The 17,389-nt window shown below is 72.5% G+C and carries 15 protein-coding genes and 2 tRNA genes; 4 read left to right on the top strand and 13 right to left on the bottom strand.

What is annotated here, in order from left to right; all coding sequences use genetic code 11:
• Nucleotides 1-53: 53 nt before the first annotated feature.
• From ACFCY1_RS24160 to ACFCY1_RS24150, 3 genes are all read right to left on the bottom strand, one after another.
• Entirely contained in the window at nt 54-1,031 is a 978-nt protein-coding gene (locus ACFCY1_RS24160) for a ribose-phosphate diphosphokinase (protein WP_049653615.1), read from the bottom strand.
• Nucleotides 1,032-1,232: 201 nt separating this feature from the next.
• A complete protein-coding gene (gene glmU, locus ACFCY1_RS24155; RefSeq protein WP_375876031.1) occupies nt 1,233-2,687 on the bottom strand; it encodes a bifunctional UDP-N-acetylglucosamine diphosphorylase/glucosamine-1-phosphate N-acetyltransferase GlmU in 1,455 nt (484 codons plus the stop codon).
• Between the two features lie 143 nt (nt 2,688-2,830).
• Nucleotides 2,831-2,901: transfer RNA gene (locus ACFCY1_RS24150), tRNA-Gln, on the bottom strand.
• 248 nt (nt 2,902-3,149) lie between these two features.
• Between ACFCY1_RS24150 and ACFCY1_RS24145 the strand changes: the two genes are divergently transcribed.
• Nucleotides 3,150-4,229, top strand: a complete 1,080-nt coding sequence (locus tag ACFCY1_RS24145) for a fatty acid desaturase (protein WP_079271852.1) — start codon at nt 3,150-3,152, stop codon at nt 4,227-4,229.
• A gap of 212 nt (nt 4,230-4,441) precedes the next feature.
• Nucleotides 4,442-5,044 (top strand): TetR/AcrR family transcriptional regulator, encoded by a 603-nt coding sequence (locus tag ACFCY1_RS24140; RefSeq protein WP_063780418.1) that lies wholly within the window; start codon nt 4,442-4,444, stop codon nt 5,042-5,044.
• Between the two features lie 74 nt (nt 5,045-5,118).
• Here ACFCY1_RS24140 and ACFCY1_RS24135 read toward each other — a convergent pair whose 3' ends face one another.
• Nucleotides 5,119-5,919, bottom strand: coding sequence for a methyltransferase domain-containing protein (locus ACFCY1_RS24135; RefSeq protein WP_375876030.1), 801 nt, complete (start codon nt 5,917-5,919; stop codon nt 5,119-5,121).
• A gap of 111 nt (nt 5,920-6,030) precedes the next feature.
• Between ACFCY1_RS24135 and ACFCY1_RS24130 the strand changes: the two genes are divergently transcribed.
• Nucleotides 6,031-6,528 (top strand): MarR family winged helix-turn-helix transcriptional regulator, encoded by a 498-nt coding sequence (locus ACFCY1_RS24130; protein ID WP_049660288.1) that lies wholly within the window; start codon nt 6,031-6,033, stop codon nt 6,526-6,528.
• 38 nt (nt 6,529-6,566) lie between these two features.
• Here ACFCY1_RS24130 and ACFCY1_RS24125 read toward each other — a convergent pair whose 3' ends face one another.
• The 5 genes from ACFCY1_RS24125 to ACFCY1_RS24105 form a co-directional block, all read right to left on the bottom strand.
• Nucleotides 6,567-7,568, bottom strand: coding sequence for a LuxR C-terminal-related transcriptional regulator (locus tag ACFCY1_RS24125; protein ID WP_375876029.1), 1,002 nt, complete (start codon nt 7,566-7,568; stop codon nt 6,567-6,569).
• A 269-nt stretch (nt 7,569-7,837) separates the two neighbouring features.
• Nucleotides 7,838-8,800, bottom strand: a complete 963-nt coding sequence (gene galE, locus ACFCY1_RS24120) for a UDP-glucose 4-epimerase GalE (protein ID WP_375876028.1) — start codon at nt 8,798-8,800, stop codon at nt 7,838-7,840.
• A 141-nt stretch (nt 8,801-8,941) separates the two neighbouring features.
• Nucleotides 8,942-9,610 (bottom strand): response regulator transcription factor, encoded by a 669-nt coding sequence (locus ACFCY1_RS24115; protein WP_049653699.1) that lies wholly within the window; start codon nt 9,608-9,610, stop codon nt 8,942-8,944.
• A gap of 169 nt (nt 9,611-9,779) precedes the next feature.
• Nucleotides 9,780-9,855, bottom strand: a tRNA-Thr gene (locus tag ACFCY1_RS24110).
• Nucleotides 9,856-9,998: 143 nt separating this feature from the next.
• Nucleotides 9,999-10,505, bottom strand: coding sequence for a winged helix-turn-helix transcriptional regulator (locus tag ACFCY1_RS24105; RefSeq protein WP_375876027.1), 507 nt, complete (start codon nt 10,503-10,505; stop codon nt 9,999-10,001).
• Nucleotides 10,506-10,682: 177 nt separating this feature from the next.
• On the opposite strand from ACFCY1_RS24105, the gene ACFCY1_RS24100 reads away from it, so the two are divergent.
• Nucleotides 10,683-11,279, top strand: coding sequence for a flavodoxin family protein (locus tag ACFCY1_RS24100; RefSeq protein WP_049653702.1), 597 nt, complete (start codon nt 10,683-10,685; stop codon nt 11,277-11,279).
• A gap of 12 nt (nt 11,280-11,291) precedes the next feature.
• Here ACFCY1_RS24100 and ACFCY1_RS24095 read toward each other — a convergent pair whose 3' ends face one another.
• From ACFCY1_RS24095 to ACFCY1_RS24080, 4 genes are all read right to left on the bottom strand, one after another.
• Nucleotides 11,292-12,698 carry an MFS transporter gene (locus ACFCY1_RS24095; protein WP_375876026.1) on the bottom strand — a complete coding sequence of 469 codons (1,407 nt, stop codon included), beginning with the start codon at nt 12,696-12,698 and terminating at the stop codon, nt 11,292-11,294.
• 163 nt (nt 12,699-12,861) lie between these two features.
• Entirely contained in the window at nt 12,862-14,202 is a 1,341-nt protein-coding gene (gene mycP, locus ACFCY1_RS24090; RefSeq protein ID WP_375876025.1) for a type VII secretion-associated serine protease mycosin, read from the bottom strand.
• Nucleotides 14,203-14,226: 24 nt separating this feature from the next.
• Nucleotides 14,227-15,468: a S8 family serine peptidase gene (locus ACFCY1_RS24085; protein ID WP_375876024.1), complete on the bottom strand. Its 1,242-nt coding sequence runs from the start codon at nt 15,466-15,468 to the stop codon at nt 14,227-14,229.
• Between the two features lie 252 nt (nt 15,469-15,720).
• The gene (locus tag ACFCY1_RS24080) at nt 15,721-17,379 is read right to left on the bottom strand and encodes a WXG100 family type VII secretion target (RefSeq protein ID WP_375876023.1); all 1,659 of its coding nucleotides are present in this window, start codon (nt 17,377-17,379) and stop codon (nt 15,721-15,723) included.
• Between the last annotated feature and the right edge of the window lie 10 nt (nt 17,380-17,389).

Below are 17,389 nucleotides of genomic sequence, written 5' to 3'. Positions count from 1 at the left end.
AAGCGGGGGCGGCCCGGGCCCCCCCGGACCGGGGCCGCCTGCACGGGCCTTCGTCAGTGCACGCCCTCGAAGAGGCTGGTCACGGAGCCCTCCTCGAAGACCTCGCGGATCGCGGCGGCGATCGACGGGGCGATGGACAGCGTGGTGATCTTGTCCAGCTGGATCGAGGCCGGGGTGGGCAGCGTGTTGGTGAACACGAACTCGCTCACCCGCGAGTTCTTCAGCCGGTCCGCGGCCGGGCCGGAGAGCACACCGTGGGTGGCGGCCACCACGACGTCCGCGGCGCCGTTGTCGAACAGCGCGTCGGCCGCGGCGCAGATGGTGCCGGCGGTGTCGATCATGTCGTCGACCAGCACGCAGACCCGGCCCTTGACGTCACCGACGACGTCGGCCGACAGGATGGTGTTGGCCTGGGTGATGTCGCGGCGCTTGTGGATGATCGCCAGCGGGGCGTCCAGCCGGTCGCACCACTGGTCGGCGACCTTCACGCGGCCGGCGTCCGGGGAGACGACCGTCAGCTTGTCGCGGTCGACCTTCCCGCCGATGTAGTCGGCCAGCAGCGGCAGCGCGAACAGGTGGTCCACCGGGCCGTCGAAGAAGCCCTGGATCTGCGCGGTGTGCAGGTCCACGGCCATCAGGCGGTCGGCGCCGGCCTGGCGCAGCAGGTCGGCGACCAGGCGGGCCGAGATGGGCTCGCGGCCGAGGTGCTTCTTGTCCTGGCGGGCGTACCCGTAGAACGGCAGGATCGCGGTGATGCTCTTGGCGGAGGCCCGCTTCAGAGCATCGATCATGATCAGCTGTTCCATGATCCACTGGTTGATGGGAGCCGTGTGGCTCTGCATCACGAAGCAGTCCGCGCCGCGCGCGGAGTCCAGGAAGCGGACGTAGATCTCGCCGTTGGCGAAGTCCAGGGCCTTGGTGGGGACCAGCTCGGTCCCGAGCGCCTCGGCCACCTCCTTCGCCAGCTCCGGGTGGGCACGGCCGGAGAAGAGCTTCAGCTTCTTCTCACCCGACGTCGTGATCCCGCTCACTGCACCGTCTCCTCGCGTTGCGAACGCTGAACCCTCGACCCGGTGGCGGGCAGGCAGGGCCCGCTCGCGGTACGGGTTGGGGAATTGTCGGTACGCCTGGACACGGGCGGTAAGCCCTGTGGCGCACGTATGTCCCCAAGGTTACGCGCCCGCGCAGAAACCGTCCGCCTCGGGACCGTCCCCCGGCCCCGGCCCGCCCGCTCAGGCCTGCTCGGCCCCGTCCGCCGCCGCCTTCGCGGCCTGCGCGGACACCGTCCCGGGGCGCTTGCGCTCGACCCAGCCCTCGATGTTGCGCTGCGTGGCCCGGTTCACACCGAGCGCCCCGGCCGGGACGTCGTTGGTGATCACCGAGCCGGCGCCGGTGTAGGCGCCGTCACCGACGGTGACCGGGGCGATGAACATGTTGTCCGAGCCGGTGCGGCAGTGCGCGCCGATGACCGTGCGGTGCTTGTTCACGCCGTCGTAGTTCACGGTGACGGAGGCCGCGCCGATGTTGGTGCCCTCGCCGATCGTGGCGTCGCCGATGTAGGACAGGTGCGGCACCTTGGCGCCCTCGCCCAGCTCGGAGTTCTTCACCTCGACGTAGGTGCCGACCTTCGCCTTGCGGCCCAGCCGGGCGCCCGGCCGCAGGTAGGCGTACGGGCCGGCGGTGGCCAGCTCGCCGATCTCGGCGCGGTCGGCCGTGGTGTTGCTCACCCGGGCGCCGACACCGACCAGGGTGTCCTTGAGGGTCGAGTTCGGGCCGACCTCGCAGCCCTCGCCCAGGTGCGTGGCGCCCTGGAGCTGGGTGTTCGGCAGCACCACGGCGTCCGGCTCGTACGTGACCTGCACGTCGAACCAGGTGGTCGCCGGGTCCACCACGGTGACGCCCTCGCGCATCGCCCGCTCCAGCAGGCGGTCGTTCAGCAGCCGGCGGGCCTGCGCCAGCTGGACCCGGTCGTTGATGCCCAGGATGTCCCGGTGGTCCTCGGCCACCACGGCGCCGACCCGGTGGCCCGCCGTGCGCAGGATCTCCAGGGTGTCGGTCAGATACTCCTCGCCCTGCGAGTTGTCCGTGGTGAGCTCGCCCAGCGCCGCGGTGAGCAGCTTGGCGTCGAAGGCGAAGACGCCGGAGTTGATCTCGGTGATCGCGCGCTGGGTGGCACTGGCGTCGCGCTCCTCGACGATCGCGGCGACGGTGCCGTCCTCGTCCCGCAGGATGCGGCCGTAGCCGAAGGGCTCCGGGACGACGGCGGTCAGCACGGTGACGCCGTTCTGCTGGGCGGTGTGCGCGTCGGCCAGCCGGCGCAGGGTCTCCCCGGTCAGCAGCGGCGAGTCGCCGGCGGTGACGATCACGGTGCCGTCCAGCACGGCGCCGTCGGCGGCCAGCGACTCCAGCGCGGTGCGCACCGCGTGCCCGGTGCCGTTCTGCTCCGCCTGCACCGCGGTGCGGGTGGCCGGGTAGTGCTCCGTCAGGTGCGCCACGACCAGCTCGCGCTGGTGGCCGACCACGACGACCAGCTGGCCGGGCGTCAGTTCCCGGGCCGCCGAGACCGCGTGACCCACCAACGAGCGGCCGCACACCTCGTGCAGCACCTTGGGCAGCTTGTTCGACTTCATCCGGGTCCCGCCACCGGCGGCGAGCACGACAACGGCGGCAAGCGAATTGGCACCCATGCGGGGAGGCTCCTCGGTAGGTTCACAGAGAGGGCAGAGCAGGCCCGGCCCGGACCCAGGCCGGTCGCCATTCGCACAGTCCGCCGAGCAGCACCGACAATACCGGCGCTACGGATAACGCCCGAACCCGAGGCGTGCAGAGGCTCCGCCGCTAGGATTCGAACCCAGACAAAGGCCTCCAAAGGGCCCTGTGCTGCCATTACACCACGGCGGACAGTCGTGTCAGACCCTACCCGAGAGGGCCCTGCCGTGGGTATCGACTTGACCGATCCACGGCCCGGATTCCAGCCCCGGCGGCCGAACCCGCCGGCCCCCCGGTTCATCCATCCAGTCGGGTGAATTCACTCAAGCGCCGCGCGGCGGTGTGTTCCCCTGGACACGGAGCGCAACCTACGATGCCGTAGGTTACGCCAACGTAGCTCCGCTTCGCTCCCGTTCCGGGACGCCGCACAAGGGACGCCCATGACCATCCAGGCAGGCGAGGCGCGCGCGGGGAACGCCGCGTCCCGCACTCCGTCTCCCGACCCCGAACCCGCCGAACCCACCGACCCCGCCGCACCCGTGGAGACCGACGACGCCGTGGAGACCGCCGACCAGACCGCCGGGACCGGCGACTCCGACACCGCCGCCACCCGGCTGTCCGCCACCCGCGGCGGCGAGAAGCAGGGCCCGGCCGAGCGGATCGCGCTCTCCCTGTTCATCCTCGTGCCGTTCGCCGCCCTGGTCGCCGCCGTCCCGGTGGCCTGGGGCCGGGGGCTGGGCTGGACGGACCTCGCGATCACCGTCGGCATGTACTACCTCACCTGCCACGGCATCACCATCGGCTACCACCGCTACTTCACCCACGGCGCCTTCAAGGCCGGCCGCCCGATGCGCCTGGCGCTGGCGATCGCCGGGAGCCTCGCCGTCGAGGGCCCGCTGGTGCGCTGGGTGGCCGACCACCGCAAGCACCACCGGTTCAGCGACAAGGACGGCGACCCGCACTCGCCGTGGCGCTACGGGGAGAGCGTCCCGGCGCTGATGAAGGGCCTCTGGTGGGCCCACATGGGCTGGATGTTCGACGAGGAGCAGACCCCGCAGCTCACGTACGCCCCGGACCTGGTGCGCGACCCGGCCCTGCGGCGGATCTCCCGGCTGTTCTGGCTCTGGACCACCATCTCGCTGCTGCTGCCCGCGCTGATCGGCGGCCTGGTGAGCCTGTCCTGGGAGGGCGCGCTGTCCGCCTTCTTCTGGGGTTCGCTGGTCCGGGTGGCGCTGCTGCACCACGTCACCTGGTCGATCAACTCGATCTGCCACGCCGTCGGCCGGCGCCCGTTCCGCTCCCGGGACCGCTCCGGCAACGTCTGGTGGCTGGCCGTGCTCTCCTGCGGGGAGTCCTGGCACAACCTGCACCACGCCGACCCGACCTCGGCCCGGCACGGGGTGCTCCGCGGGCAGATCGACTCCTCGGCCCGGCTGATCCGCTGGTTCGAGCTGGCCGGCTGGGTCCGGGACGTCCGCTGGCCGGACGCGCAGCGGATCGCCGCCCGCCGCGCCGCATGAGGCGGCGCTTCCAGCATGATGTAGGGGTGAACGGGAGCAGCGCAGACAGCAGGGGCGGTCACCACGGCACGCGGACGGACGCGGCGCCCGCCACGGCGCAGGCCCGTCCGCGGGCCGCCGCACCGGCGGCCGGCACCGACGACGGAGGTCCGGACCGGGGCGCCGGCGGCGGCCCGGCCCCGACGGCCCGCCGCCGGGGCGGCCGGGTCCGGATGACCGGCAAGCAGCGGCGCGAACAGCTGCTGGAGATCGGCCGGACGGTCTTCGCCGAGCGCGGCTACGACGGCACCTCGGTGGAGGAGATCGCCGAGCGCGCCGGGGTGTCGAAGCCCGTGGTGTACGAGCACTTCGGCGGCAAGGAGGGGCTGTACGCGGTGGTCGTCGACCGCGAGATGCAGCTGCTGCTGGACATGGTCACCGGGGCGCTGACCGGCGGGCACTCGCGCGAGCTGCTGGAGCAGGCCGCCTTCGCGCTGATGGACTACATCGACACCTCGACGGACGGCTTCCGGATCCTGGTCCGGGACTCCCCGGTGGCCCAGTCGACCGGCACCTTCGCCTCGCTGATCAGCGACATCGCCACGCAGGTCGAGGACATCCTGGGCCTGGAGTTCAAGTCCCGCGGCTTCGACGCCCGGCTGGCCCCGATGTACTCGCAGATGCTGGTCGGGATGGTCGCGCTGACCGGGCAGTGGTGGCTGGAGGTCCGCAAGCCGGACAAGGCGACGGTGGCGGCGCACCTGGTGAACCTCGCCTGGCACGGGCTGGAGGGCCTGGAGCGGCACCCGCGGCTGGTCGGCGAGCGCAAGGGCTGACCGGCCGGGCCGCACCGGCCGACCCGGCCCCGCGGCCGCCTCACCCGTACGGCCGTCTCACCCCTGCGGCCGCCTCACCCCCGCGGCCGCCTGATCCCCACGGCGAAGATCCGCCGGAACGGGAAGACCGTCCCGTGCGGCCCGGCCGGGTAGGCCTCGCGCAGCAGCCGCCCGTACTCGGCCAGGAAGGCGGCCCGGTCGGCCGGGTCGGCGAGCCGGGTGAGGACCGGGCGCAGCGCGGTGCCCTTGACCCACTCCAGCACCGGGTCCGGCCCCGGCAGCAGGGTGCGGTAGGTGGTCTCCCAGACGTCCGGCAGGCAGTCGGCGGCGACCAGGGCGTCGAGGTAGCGCTCGGGCGGGTGGACGCCGGCCCGGACGGCCTCCTCGCCGAGCGGGCCCCGCCAGCGGGCGCTGCGGCGCAGGTCGGCGAGCAGGGTGTGGCTGGGGGCGTCGAAGTTGCCGGGCACCTGGAAGGCGAGCACCCCACCAGGTTCGAGGGCCGCCGCCCAGCGCGGCAGCAGCGCCAGGTGCCCGTCCACCCACTGGAGGGTGGCGTTGGAGACGATCAGGTCGGGCCGGGCCGGGGCCGGGTCGTACTCGCGGGCGTCGGCGAGCAGGTACTCGGCCGTGGGCTCGCCCTCGGTACGGGCGGTGGCCAGCATCGGGGCGGAGTTGTCGACGCCGGTGAGGCGGGCGGTCGGCCAGCGCTCGCGCAGCGCGGCGGTGGAGTTGCCGGGGCCGCAGCCGATGTCCAGGATCACCTCGGCACCGGGGTGTGGGAGGGCGGGGACGCGGGCGAGCAGTTCGCGCAGCGGACGGTTGCGTTCGTCGGCGAAGCGCAGGTACTGCTCCGGGTCCCAGACGGGGGTGGGCATGGTTCACCTCACAGGTATCTCGATATCAAGATATCCAGCGTTAGCCTTGCTGGCACATTTCTCGATGTCAAGAGACTTCACATCGACACATCCACCGATACACTGATCGTCATGGAGGACGAGGTCGACAGGCTGGTCGCAGCGTGGCGCCGGGAGCGCCCCGACCTCGACGTGGAGCCGCTGGAGGTGCTCAGCCGGGTCAGCCGGCTCGCCCGGCACCTGGACCGCGCCCGCCGCACCGCCTTCGCCGAGCACGGGCTGGAGCCCTGGGAGTTCGACGTCCTGACCGCCCTGCGGCGGGCCGGCTCCCCGTACCAGCTCTCCCCCGGCCAGCTGCTCACCCAGACCCTGGTCACCTCCGGCACCATGACCAACCGGATCGACCGCCTCACCGGCAAGGGCCTGGTCAAGCGCCTGCCCGACCCGGACGACCGTCGCGGCGTGCTGGTCAGGCTCACCGACGACGGCCGCGACCGCGCCGACCAGGCGCTCGCCGGACTGCTCGCGCACGAACGCGAACTGCTCGCCCAGCTCACCTCCGGCCAGCAGACCGAACTCGCCGCGCTGCTGCGCGTGCTGGTCGCCCCGTTCGACAACATCCCGGGCTGACGGCTCCGGGCTGACGGCTCCGGGCCCGGGCTTGCGGGTCAGGGCCGTTCGACGGTGCCGACCACCGGGGACGGCGGCGGCGCGGCAGGCTCGGCCGGGCTGACCCCGGCCCGGCGGGCGACCGCGACGGCCGCCAGCGTGGAGTGCACCCCGAGCTTTCCCAGCACGTTCTGCATGTGCGTCCGGACGGTGTGCGGCGACAGGTAGAGCCGCTCCGCGACGGCCTGCCGGCCGAGGCCCGCGACCATACAGCGCAGGATCTGCTTCTCCCGCGGCGTCAGGGTGTCCACCAGCCGCTCGCTCTCGGTGCGGTCCCGCCGGGCGGTGGTGAGCTCGCGGATCACCCCGGTGAGCAGCGCGGGCGGCAGGTGCGTCTCGTCCCGCAGCACGCCCCGGACCACCGCCAGCAGCCGGGCCAGTGAACTCTCCTTCGCCACCCAGCCGGTGGCGCCCGCGTGCAGGGCGCGGGCGGCGCGGTGCGGGTCGTCGGCGGTGGCCAGGACGACGGCGCGCAGCCCGGGGTGGGCGCGGCGGAGCCGGGCGAGCAGGGTGATGCCGTCCGGTGGCGGGGCGGCGGGTCTGAACTGATCGCCCCGCAGCGGGTCCACCACGGCCCGCACCCCGGTCGGCAGCCCGCCCGACAGCGGAACCGGCACCCCCACCGGTACGGCCGGCCGGCGCGGCTGCGGCACGGGCGGGGCACCGCGGCCGCGCCGGGCCTCATCGCCGTACTCCGCACCGGGCCGACGGCGGGCCGGCACTCCGCCGCCCACCTGCGCTCCCGGCACGCCCGCCTGGCCGCCAGTCCCGATCGTCCCGGCCGCACCGACCGTCCCGACCGGCTCGACGCCCAGGTCGGCGTCGATCAACGCCACGTCGTAGGACCGGCCCTCGCCGGCCGCCCGCTCCAAGGCCCGCTCGGCGGCGGCGGCACTGCCGGCCGCCCCCACCTCCACGTCCGGCTCGGCGGCCAGCGCCGCGGCCAGTGCCTCGGCGAAGATCCGGTGGTCGTCGACCACCAGGACGCGAATCCGCCCCATCGTCCCTCCCCCTGCTCGCACCGCCCGAGCCCGGGGGCGGGGACCGGCCCGGCATCCGCGTTCCGGACCCGCCGTTCCGCCCGCCCACCGGTGGCCGGTGAGGCCGAATGGGCGCCGGCCCCCACCGGTACCGCACTCAGCGTACGGGGCGGGATACGCGCTCGTGGCGATTCGGTGAAGTTTCGTCAGAAGGTGCGTGAGTGGCCGGACTTGGACCGTCCGACCCCCACTCCACCACTGCTCACCGGCCGTTGCTCACCGGCCCTTTCTCACCGACCGTTCTTCGCCAGGGTGAACGTCCAGGCGTCGGCGACGATCTCGTCCAGGTTCGGGCGGCGCGGGGTCCAGCCCAGCGTCTCGTGGGCGCGGGCGGCCGAGGCCACCAGCACCGCCGGGTCGCCGGCCCGGCGGCCCGCGACCTGCACCGGGATCTCCCGGCCGGTGACGCGCTTGACCGACTCGATCACCTCGCGCACCGAGAAGCCGCTGCCGTTGCCCAGGTTGCAGATCAGGTGCTCGCCCGGCTTCGCCGCGTCCAGTGCCAGCAGGTGCGCCTCGGCCAGGTCCGCGACGTGGATGTAGTCGCGGACGCAGGTGCCGTCCGGGGTCGGGTAGTCGTCGCCGTACACCGCGATGTGCGGACGCTGCCCCAGCGCGGCCTGGAAGACCAGCGGGATCAGGTGCGACTCGGGGTCGTGCCGCTCACCGTAGGACCCGTACGCACCGGCCACGTTGAAGTAGCGCAGCGAGACGGCGGCCAGGCCGTGCGCGACGGCCTCACTGGTGATCAGGTGGTCCACCGCGAGCTTGGTGGCGCCGTAGGTGTTGGTCGGCGCGGTGCGGGCGGTCTCGGCGATCGGCACGGCCTCCGGCTCGCCGTAGGTCGCGGCGGTGGAGGAGAACACCAGCTTGCCCACGCCCGCCGCGCGCATCGCGCTGATCAGCTCCAGCGAGCCGGCCACGTTGTTGCGCCAGTACTTCTCCGGGTCCGCGACCGACTCGCCGACCTGCGAGGAGGCGGCGAAGTGCAGCACGCCGTCGAAGGAGCCGTCCAGCACCTTGTCGGCCTCCTGGATCCGGCCCTCGACGAACTCGGCACCGGCCGGGACGCCCTCGCGGAAACCGGTGGAGAGGTCGTCCAGGACGGTCACCCGGTGCCCCGCCTCCAGCAGGTGGGCGGCGACCACACTGCCGACGTAGCCGGCGCCACCCGTGACCAGGTACTTACTCATGTTGCGACCTCCAGCGAACGACGGTCCGCCCGGTCGGGCGGAAGCCGTCGACGGAATCCGTACGACTGGGGTCATTCTCCCAATCCCACCGGGGTGCTCCGCGCCACCCGGACGACTGCTTCCAGCCTTCTCACCAACTCCTCAGCCGCCGGCCATCCGCTCCAGCAGACCGGTGCGCGCCGCCACCGCGGCCGCCTCCAGCCGGGTCCGCGCGCCGAGCTTCATCAGCACCCGCTGGACGTGCGTCCGGGCGGTACTGGCGGCGATCCGCATCCCGGCGGCGATCGCCGCGGTGTCCTCGCCGTCCGCGATCCGGGCCAGCACCTGCACCTCACGGCGGGTCAGCAGCCGCAGCAGCCGGACGGCCTCGTCGTCCGGTTCGGCCGCCGGGCGCAGCAGTTGGTCGAAGGCGCCGCGCAGGATGTCCACCGCGACCGCGGCCTCGCCCGCGCGCGCCCGCCCGATGGCCCGCTCGACCACCTCGATCCGCTCGTCGCTGGGCACGTACCCGGCCGCGCCGGCCGCGAACGCCCCTGCCACTCCGCGCAGTTCGCCCACCGGACCGAGCACGATCACGGCCACCTCAGGGCGCTCCCGACGGATCCGGCGCAGCCCGTCGAAGGCACCCGACTCCCCCGGCGCGGCCACCCCCAGCAGACACACCTCGGGCCGCCGCCCGACCACCAGATCGGCGGCGACACCGGCCGGGGAGCCGACCGCCAGCACCCGGTGGCCGCGCAGCTGAAGTGCGGTGGCCAGCGCTTCGGCCAGCAGCCGGTGGTCGTCCACCACGACGAGTCGAACACCCATGACACCCTCCCGGTCGGGGTTCGGCTCGCGCCCGCACCCCTCGGGCGGGCGGCCGATGACGCACCATCACAGCGCATTCCGTACCCGACCCGCTAGGCCGTGGCGTGTCGGGCCGCGGAACCGGTCGGGAAACGCGAAAGACCCCCGCCGTGAGGCGAGGGTCTTTCAGTGGAGCCCCCATGCGGAATCGAACCGCAGACCTTCTCCTTACCATGGAGACGCTCTACCGACTGAGCTATAGGGGCTTGCCGGGCTTTTCACCGGGCCGGTCGAACAAGGAAGACATTACACGGCTCCGGGCCCGGAAGGGAAATCGGCCTCCGGCCTCCGCCGCCGGCCGGCCCGGACCTCGCCGCACCGGCCCTCCCGGCCGTCGCCACGCGCCGGCTCAGTCCTCGCCGTGCACCGCGTCGAACTCCTCGCGGGCCGCCACCATCCGCCTGGCGCGGTGCTCCGTCCACCGGCCGACCGGCGCGAGCAGCTCGGCCAGTTCGCGACCGAGCGGCAGCAGGTCGTAGACCACCCGCGGCGGCGTCTCCGGGAAGACCGTACGGAGCACCAGCCCGCTGCGCTCCAGGTTGCGCAGCGACTGGGTGAGCATCTTGCGGCTGACCCCGCCGACCCCGCGCTGGAGTTCGGAGAAGCGCTGCGGACCGCAGCCGAGGAGGCTCATCAGGATCAGCATCGACCACTTGTCGGCCAGCTCGGCGAAGACCGCGCGGCTGGGACAGAGCTGGGCGAACACGTCGTACTCCGGCTCGTCCGACTCATCCGGCTCCCCCCGTGCGTCCCGCGCTTCCTGCGCGTCCCGCGCTTCCTTCGCGTCCCGCACTTCCTTCGCGTCCTGCTCCGCGGGTTGTCCGGTCCGGGTCCGGGCCGCTTGCTCCGTCGTCATGCGTCCAGGGTAGCCCTTCGGTCTCCAATCCACCCTTGGTAACCAATGGAGACCTGGTCTATATTGGAGACCAACGGAGCCGGGGCCCGCCGCCACCGCGGTGCGCCCGCCCCACCCCGTCCCCACGCCTGCCCGCCGGCCACCGCGCCGGCCCGCACCCGTCCCCTGGAGCGCCGCATGACCGCCGTCCGTCCGACCGTCGCCCTCGCCTACCACTCCGGCTACGGCCACACCGCCGTGATCGCCGAGGCCGTCGCCCGTGGCGCCGCCGCCGCGGGTGCCGAGGTCGTCACGATCGCCGTCGACACCATCACCGAGGAGCAGTGGGCCCAGCTGGACGCCGCCGACGCGATCGTCTTCGGCTCCCCCACCTACATGGGCACCGCCTCCGGCGCCTTCCACGTCTTCGCCGAGGCCACCAGCAAGCGCTGGTTCTCCGACTCCTGGAAGGACAAGGTCGCGGCCGGCTTCACCAACTCCGCCTCCAAGAGCGGCGACAAGGCGGGCACCCTCTTCTTCTTCCAGACCCTCGCCGCCCAGCACGGCATGAGCTGGGTCAACCTCGGCCTCAAGCCCGGCTGGAACGCCACCACCGCCTCCGAGGACGACCTCAACCGGCTCGGCTTCTCCAACGGCGCCGCCGCGTCCTCCCCGGCCGACGCCGGCCCGGAGGCCGTCCACAAGTCCGACATCGCCACCGCCGAGCACCTCGGCGACCGCGTCGCCCGGCACACCGCCGTCGTGCTGGCCGGCCGCGCCGCCCTGGCCGGCTGAGCCCACCCCTCGTCAGGCCGCCGGATCCGTCCCCAACCGGGGCGCCCGGCGGCCTCCGCCGTCCACCGGGCCGTCCGCCAGGCCGTCCGCCGAACCGAGTTCGGCACCGCCCGTCACCCCGCCCGCCACACCGTCCAGCGAACCGAGCTCCGCACCGGTGTTCTCCGGCAGCATCCGCAGGCACCCCAGGGCCAGCACACCCAGCACCGCCAGGTACCAGCCCACCGGCTGCGCCGTCCCGTACGCCCCGGTCAGCCGGGTGGCCACCAGCGGCGTCGTCGCACCGCCGACCACACCGCCCAGGTTGTACGTCAGCGCCGCGCCCGTGTAGCGCACCCGGGTCGGGAACAGCTCCGGCAGGAACGCCGCCAACGGCCCGAACATGCAGCCCAGCACCACCATCGCCCCCGCCAGCCCGACGAACATCAGCGGCCGGCTCACCGTCTCCAACAGCGGGAACAGCACCGGCGACCAGACCGCGGCCAGAGCCGTCGCCCACCGCAAGGTCCGCCGCCGCCCCCAGCGGTCACTGCGCGAGGCGCTCAACCACACCGTCGCGGCCATGCCCACCGCCCCGACCAGCAGCATCGACAGCACCACCGTGCTCGCCACCCCGAGCCCGGTCGTCGCGTACGCCAGCGCGTACGTCGTGGTCAGGTAGAACAGCGCGTACCCCACCGTGATCGCCCCGCCGCCCGCCAGCACCGGACGCCAGTGCCCCCGCAGCACCTCCAGCACCGGCAGCCGCTCCCGGCGCCCCTCCGTCCGGAACAGCGGCGACTCCTCGACCCGCAGCCGCACGAACAGCCCCACCGCGACCAGGACGAACGAGGCCAGGAACGGCACCCGCCAACCCCACGCGCGGAACGCCCCCTCGTCCAGGCCGAGTTGCAGCGCCAGGAACACCCCGTTCGCCAGCACGAACCCGATCGTCGGCCCCAGTTGCAGGAACCCCCCGTACCGCCCCCGCCGCCCGGCCGGCGCGTTCTCCGCGATCAGCAGCGCCGCCCCGCCCCACTCCCCGCCCAACCCGACGCCCTGGCACACCCGCAGCACCACCAGCACCGCCGGCGCCCACCACCCCCACGCCCCGAACCCCGGCAACAGCCCCACCGCCGCCGTCGCCAACCCCATCAGCAACAGCGACACCACCAGCGTCGCCTTCCGCCCCACCCGGTCCCCGAAGTGCCCGAACACCACCGCCCCCACCGGCCGGGCCAGGAACGCCACCGCGTACACCGAGAACGCCGCCAACAGCGCCCCCACCGTGCCCAACCCGGGAAAGAACACCGGCCCGAACACCAACGCGGCCGCCGTCCCGTAAATGAAGAAGTCGTAGAACTCGATCGCCGTCCCGATCAGCGCCGCAGCCGCCGCCCGCCGCACCTGCCCGACCCGCCAAGCACCCTCCGCATCCATACCACCACCCTCGCCACCCCCACCCCGCCCCCACCAGCCTCCACCCGAGTGACCCCGGCGCACACCCGCCGCCCCACGCCCCCGACACGCGCGAGGGCGCCAGGATGCACCTGACGCCCTCACACCTCTGCCGACCCGCCTGCGCGGCAACGCGGCAACCCGGCTACCTCGCGTACGGGTTGTCCTCCGGCGGCACCTGCGGCCGGTACGACGGCAGGTCCGGCGGCGGCACCAGCGACACCTGAGCCACCCGAGGCCGCACAGCCGACTTCCGCCGCCACACCACCGCGAACACCACCCCCGCCACCAACACCAACCCGGCCACCACCCCCGCGACGACCGGCACCGCACCACTGCCCGAACCCGACGCCGCCTCAGCCTTCGGCCGCGCCGACGGCACACCAACGGCCACCTCGGCCGGACTCGGCAGCACTGGCGCAGGAGCGGGCGCACTCGCCGAAGGCGACGGAGCCACCGACGGCACAACCGCGTCAGCCGGAAGCGGCGACACGTCAGCGGGGCCGGGATCCCCCGGATCCGTCAACGCGATACGCGGCCGCACCGCACCGAAACCGATGAGGTCATTGCGACCGGACCCGTCATTCGCCTTCCCCGCGGTATTGATGAGAACCCGCAGGACCTGATTCGCCGTCCAGTCCGGATGCACCGACCACACCAAGGCCGCCGAGGCCGACACCATCGCGGTCGCATCCGACGTACCGTGACCCTTGCAGTACCCCGTGCCGCCCGCACAGGCCCCGATCATGTCCATACCGGGAGCGACGAAGACAACCTGCGGACCGCGCTCGGACTCGGCGGTGACCGTGCCGTTCCGGTCCGAAGCCCCTACCCCGACCACGTTGGGCAGGGCTCCCGGGTATTCGACGATGTTCCCCTTGTCACCCGAGTTTCCAACGCTCGCGACCACCAGCGATCCCTTGGCCCGAGCCCACGCCAGGATCTTGTTCAACTTCTCCAGATCAGCCGAAGAAGTCGTAACGGCGGCCGTTCCCTGCGAAATGTTGACGACCTTGGCGCCCTGCTCGACCGCGTACGTCACCGCCTGCCCGATCTGCTCCAGGAAGTCGGCCGAAACCACTGCCCGCTCGGATCCATTGGCGATCTTCACCGGAAGAATCTTGGCGCCAGGAGCGAGTCCATAGGCCCCCTTTCCGCCGTCCGACTTCCCGGTCCCCGCGATGAGACCGGCCATCATCGTGCCATGGTTGTCCGCAAAGGATCCGACCCCACCCGGGCTTCCACTCAGGTCCTTGCCCGGCAAGAACTGCCCTGCCAGGTCCGGATGATCAAGCTTGAAGCCGTCGTCGATCACCGCGACAGTGACGTTCGCCCCTTTGGAGACCTTCCACATCTCCGGAGCGTGCATCGCGTCCAAGTGCCACTGATCAGCACGAATCGAGCCATCCGCGATAGCCGGCGGCACCGCGGTCCCCACCAGGCACAGGCTCACAGCCCCCAGGGCCACAAGCCGACGAACCCACATCCTGCGTTCCCCCAACAACGTGAACTACCTCGCGTACGGGTTGTCCTCCGGCGGAACCGGCGGCTGGTACGACGACGGCACCGGCGGCACCGCCCCCATCGGCTGCTGCGACGGCACCGGCGGCACCTGGGCCGCCTCGGGCTGCGCGGCCGACTTCCGACGCCGCACCACCGCGATCACCACACCGGCCACCAGCACCAACCCGGCCACCACACCCGCCACGATCGGCAACGCACCGCCCGAGCCCGACGACGTCTCAGCCTTCGGCTGCACCGACGGCGCACCGGCGGCCACGTCGGTCGGAGTCTCAACCGGGACCGGCACCGCCGAGGCAGCAGCAGACCCGCTAGCCGACGGCAGCGGAGCCGCCGACGGCGTAGCCGCGTCAGCCGGAAGCGGCGACACGTTCGCCGGGCCCGGATCACCCGGATCCGTCAGAGCAATACGCGGCCGCACCGCACCCCAGCCGGCATCGTCCGTGCGAACCGCTCCCCCGTTCGGCCTGCTCGCCGTATTGATGAGGACCCGCAGGACCTGATTCGCGGTCCAGTCCTTGTGGACCGACCAGACCAATGCCGCCGAGGCGGACACCAGAGCAGTTGCGTCGGACGTTCCGTGACTCTTGCAGTACCCGGTTTCAGAGGTACAGGCCTCTACCATGTCCTCACCCGGCCCCACGAGTGCGACCTGCGGCCCCGTCTGGGACTCCGCAGTCACGGTGCCGCTTCGGTTGATGGCTCCGACGCCGACAACATTCGGCAAGGCACCTGGATACTCCGCAAGATTTCCGTCCTGCGCAGAATTTCCCACACTGGAGACCACCAGCGCCCCCTTAGCCCTTGCATTCGCAAGGATCCGGTTCAGCTTGGCGACGTCCGTGGAGGAAGTCTGCACTGCGGCCATACCCTGGGAAATATTGATGACCTTGGCGCCTTGGCTCACCGCGTAGTCAACCGCCTGGCCGATCTGGCCGAGGAAATCCGACGAGATCGACGACCCCTCGGAGCCGTTGGCGATCTTCAGCGGCAGGACCTTAACCCCAGGCGCCAGCCCGTAAGCCCCGCCCCCCCCTTGGCCTTTTCCAGTCCCCGCAATGAGACTGGCCATCTGAGTCCCATGACCCCCGACGTCGAGCCCGACGCCGCCGGAGCTGCCGCTGAAATCCTTACCCGGCAAAAACTGTCCTGCCAGGTCTGGATGGTCAAGCTTGAAGCCTCCGTCGATCACCGCAACAGTGATCCCGTCGCCCTTCGTGGTCTTCCACATGTCCGGGGCATGCATGGCATCTAGATGCCATTGGTTGGCACGGATCGAACCGTCAGCAAGTGCTGGCGCTGCGGCCGGCCCGGCCAGGGCCCCCGCAACCAGGACCGCAGTGGCAAGCGCTCGCCAACGCGCCCGCGCGTTCGTCCGCCCCATCACAACTCCTCGTCAATCTCTCCGTCGACCGGGAAGCGTGCCCCGAACAAGACTGCCCGGCCACTGGGGATGCCCAGTGGCCGGGCAGTCGTTGCCGTCCTACTCAATCACGTCCGGATTGCTGTGCGGCGTACCGCTGGTCCAGGTCTCCTCGTCCTCGTGCAGGTAGTCGGCCCGCTGGCGGCGGTCGCGCTCCTTCCGGCCGCCGTGGCCCGCCGCTCCGGGGGCCATCATGCCGTTCTGCCTGGCCTGGGGGCCGCCCTCGCCGACACCCGCCGCGCGGTTGCGCAGACCGGTACCGCCCGGCGTGAACTCCCCGCCGGCCGTCGGGCCCTTGCGGCCACCGACCGTGCCACCCGTGGTCGAGGACAGGCCCCGGCCGCGCGAGCCTCCGCCGGCGCCGACCGCACCGCCGTGGGCACCGCCCATGCCAGGGTGCATGCCGCCGCCCATGCCACCGGGACCGCCGACCCGGCCGCCGCCGCCCGGCCCCGCCTCACGGGCGCCGAAGACCGTCCCGCTGGGCAGGCCAGGGGTGCCGCTCCTCCCCTGCCCGGGGCCGCCACCGAACGGGGTCGTGCGCACCGGGATCTGGCCGCCGCCCTTGCCCGGGACGTACCCGCTGCCACCGCCCTTGGTCGGGACGGTGCCGCCGCCCGGTCCACCCGGGAAGCCCGTGACCGGGCCGCCACCGGGAACGCCGGGCCCGCCGCCCGGGCCACTCGGCCCGTTCGGGTAGCCGGGCAGGGTGGTCGGTCCGTCCGTCGGCAGCTGGCCGCCGCCGGGGCCGTACGGGCCGGTCTGCGTGGGCAGGGTCGGCAGGGTGGGCAGGCTGTTGAGGTCGGTGCCCGGACGGTTGACCGGGTCCGACGGGTACGACGGCGGGGTCGAGGTCCCCGGGTCCTGCGGCGCGGGCGGCAGCTGGCCGCCGCCACCGTGCGGCGGGGGCGGGGTGTTGCCCGGGTTGGACGGGCCGGGGCCGTCCGAGCCCGGGTCACGGGGCAGGACCTTTCCGCCGCCGTATTCACCGCCACCGGACGAGTCGGAGCCACCGCCGACGCTTCCGCCGCCCGAACGCGGATTGCGGACAGAACCCCCTTGGCCACCACCGCTTCCGCCGCCAACCGGATAGGTCGTCTTGCTGTCGCGGTCACCGCCGGTGCCAGGCGTCCCCGGCAACGAGACGTTGTCGTCGATCCCGTTCAGCGTCGTCGTCGCAGCGCTGTACGCCTGGGCCAGCTTCTCCATCTGGAGAATGGCTTCCTGGTGTTCCTTCTCGACCTTCGCCTTGGCCTGGTTGAACTCCGCCGCCGTCACCCACTTGGGGTTGACCGTCTTCATGTAGTCGTCGACGGTCTGGCCGACGGCAAGCTGGGGGACGTTGAGCAGAGTCGACTGGCTGTTGTGCCTGTTCATCGTCTGGATCTCGGTCTCCGGCGGCTTGGGCACCGCGGACCGGGCGGTGCTGAGCGCCTCGCCGGCCTGGGTCATCGCGCCGCCGGCGGTCGTGGCGTGCTGCGAAATGATCGCCGCGGACTTGTACAGGTTCCCGACCCAGGTCTTGAAGTTCTCGGCCGCCGGGCCTTCCCATGTGACCTTGCCCAGGTGTGCCTGAAGAGCAGTGCTGAGCTCCGACAGGACGCGGCCGGCGTCCTGGAGCTGGCCCGCTCGTTTCAGTACCTCTGTCGGCTTCGCGCCGTCGACCATCCCCTTGAGCACAGGGTGGTCGATACCGCCGAAGTCTGTTGTTCCTGCCATGATGTGCTCC

The sequence above is a fragment of the Kitasatospora sp. NPDC056273 genome, from assembly GCF_042268845.1.
Lineage (GTDB): Bacteria > Actinomycetota > Actinomycetes > Streptomycetales > Streptomycetaceae > Kitasatospora.
This window is presented reverse-complemented; position numbering and strand designations above follow the sequence as displayed.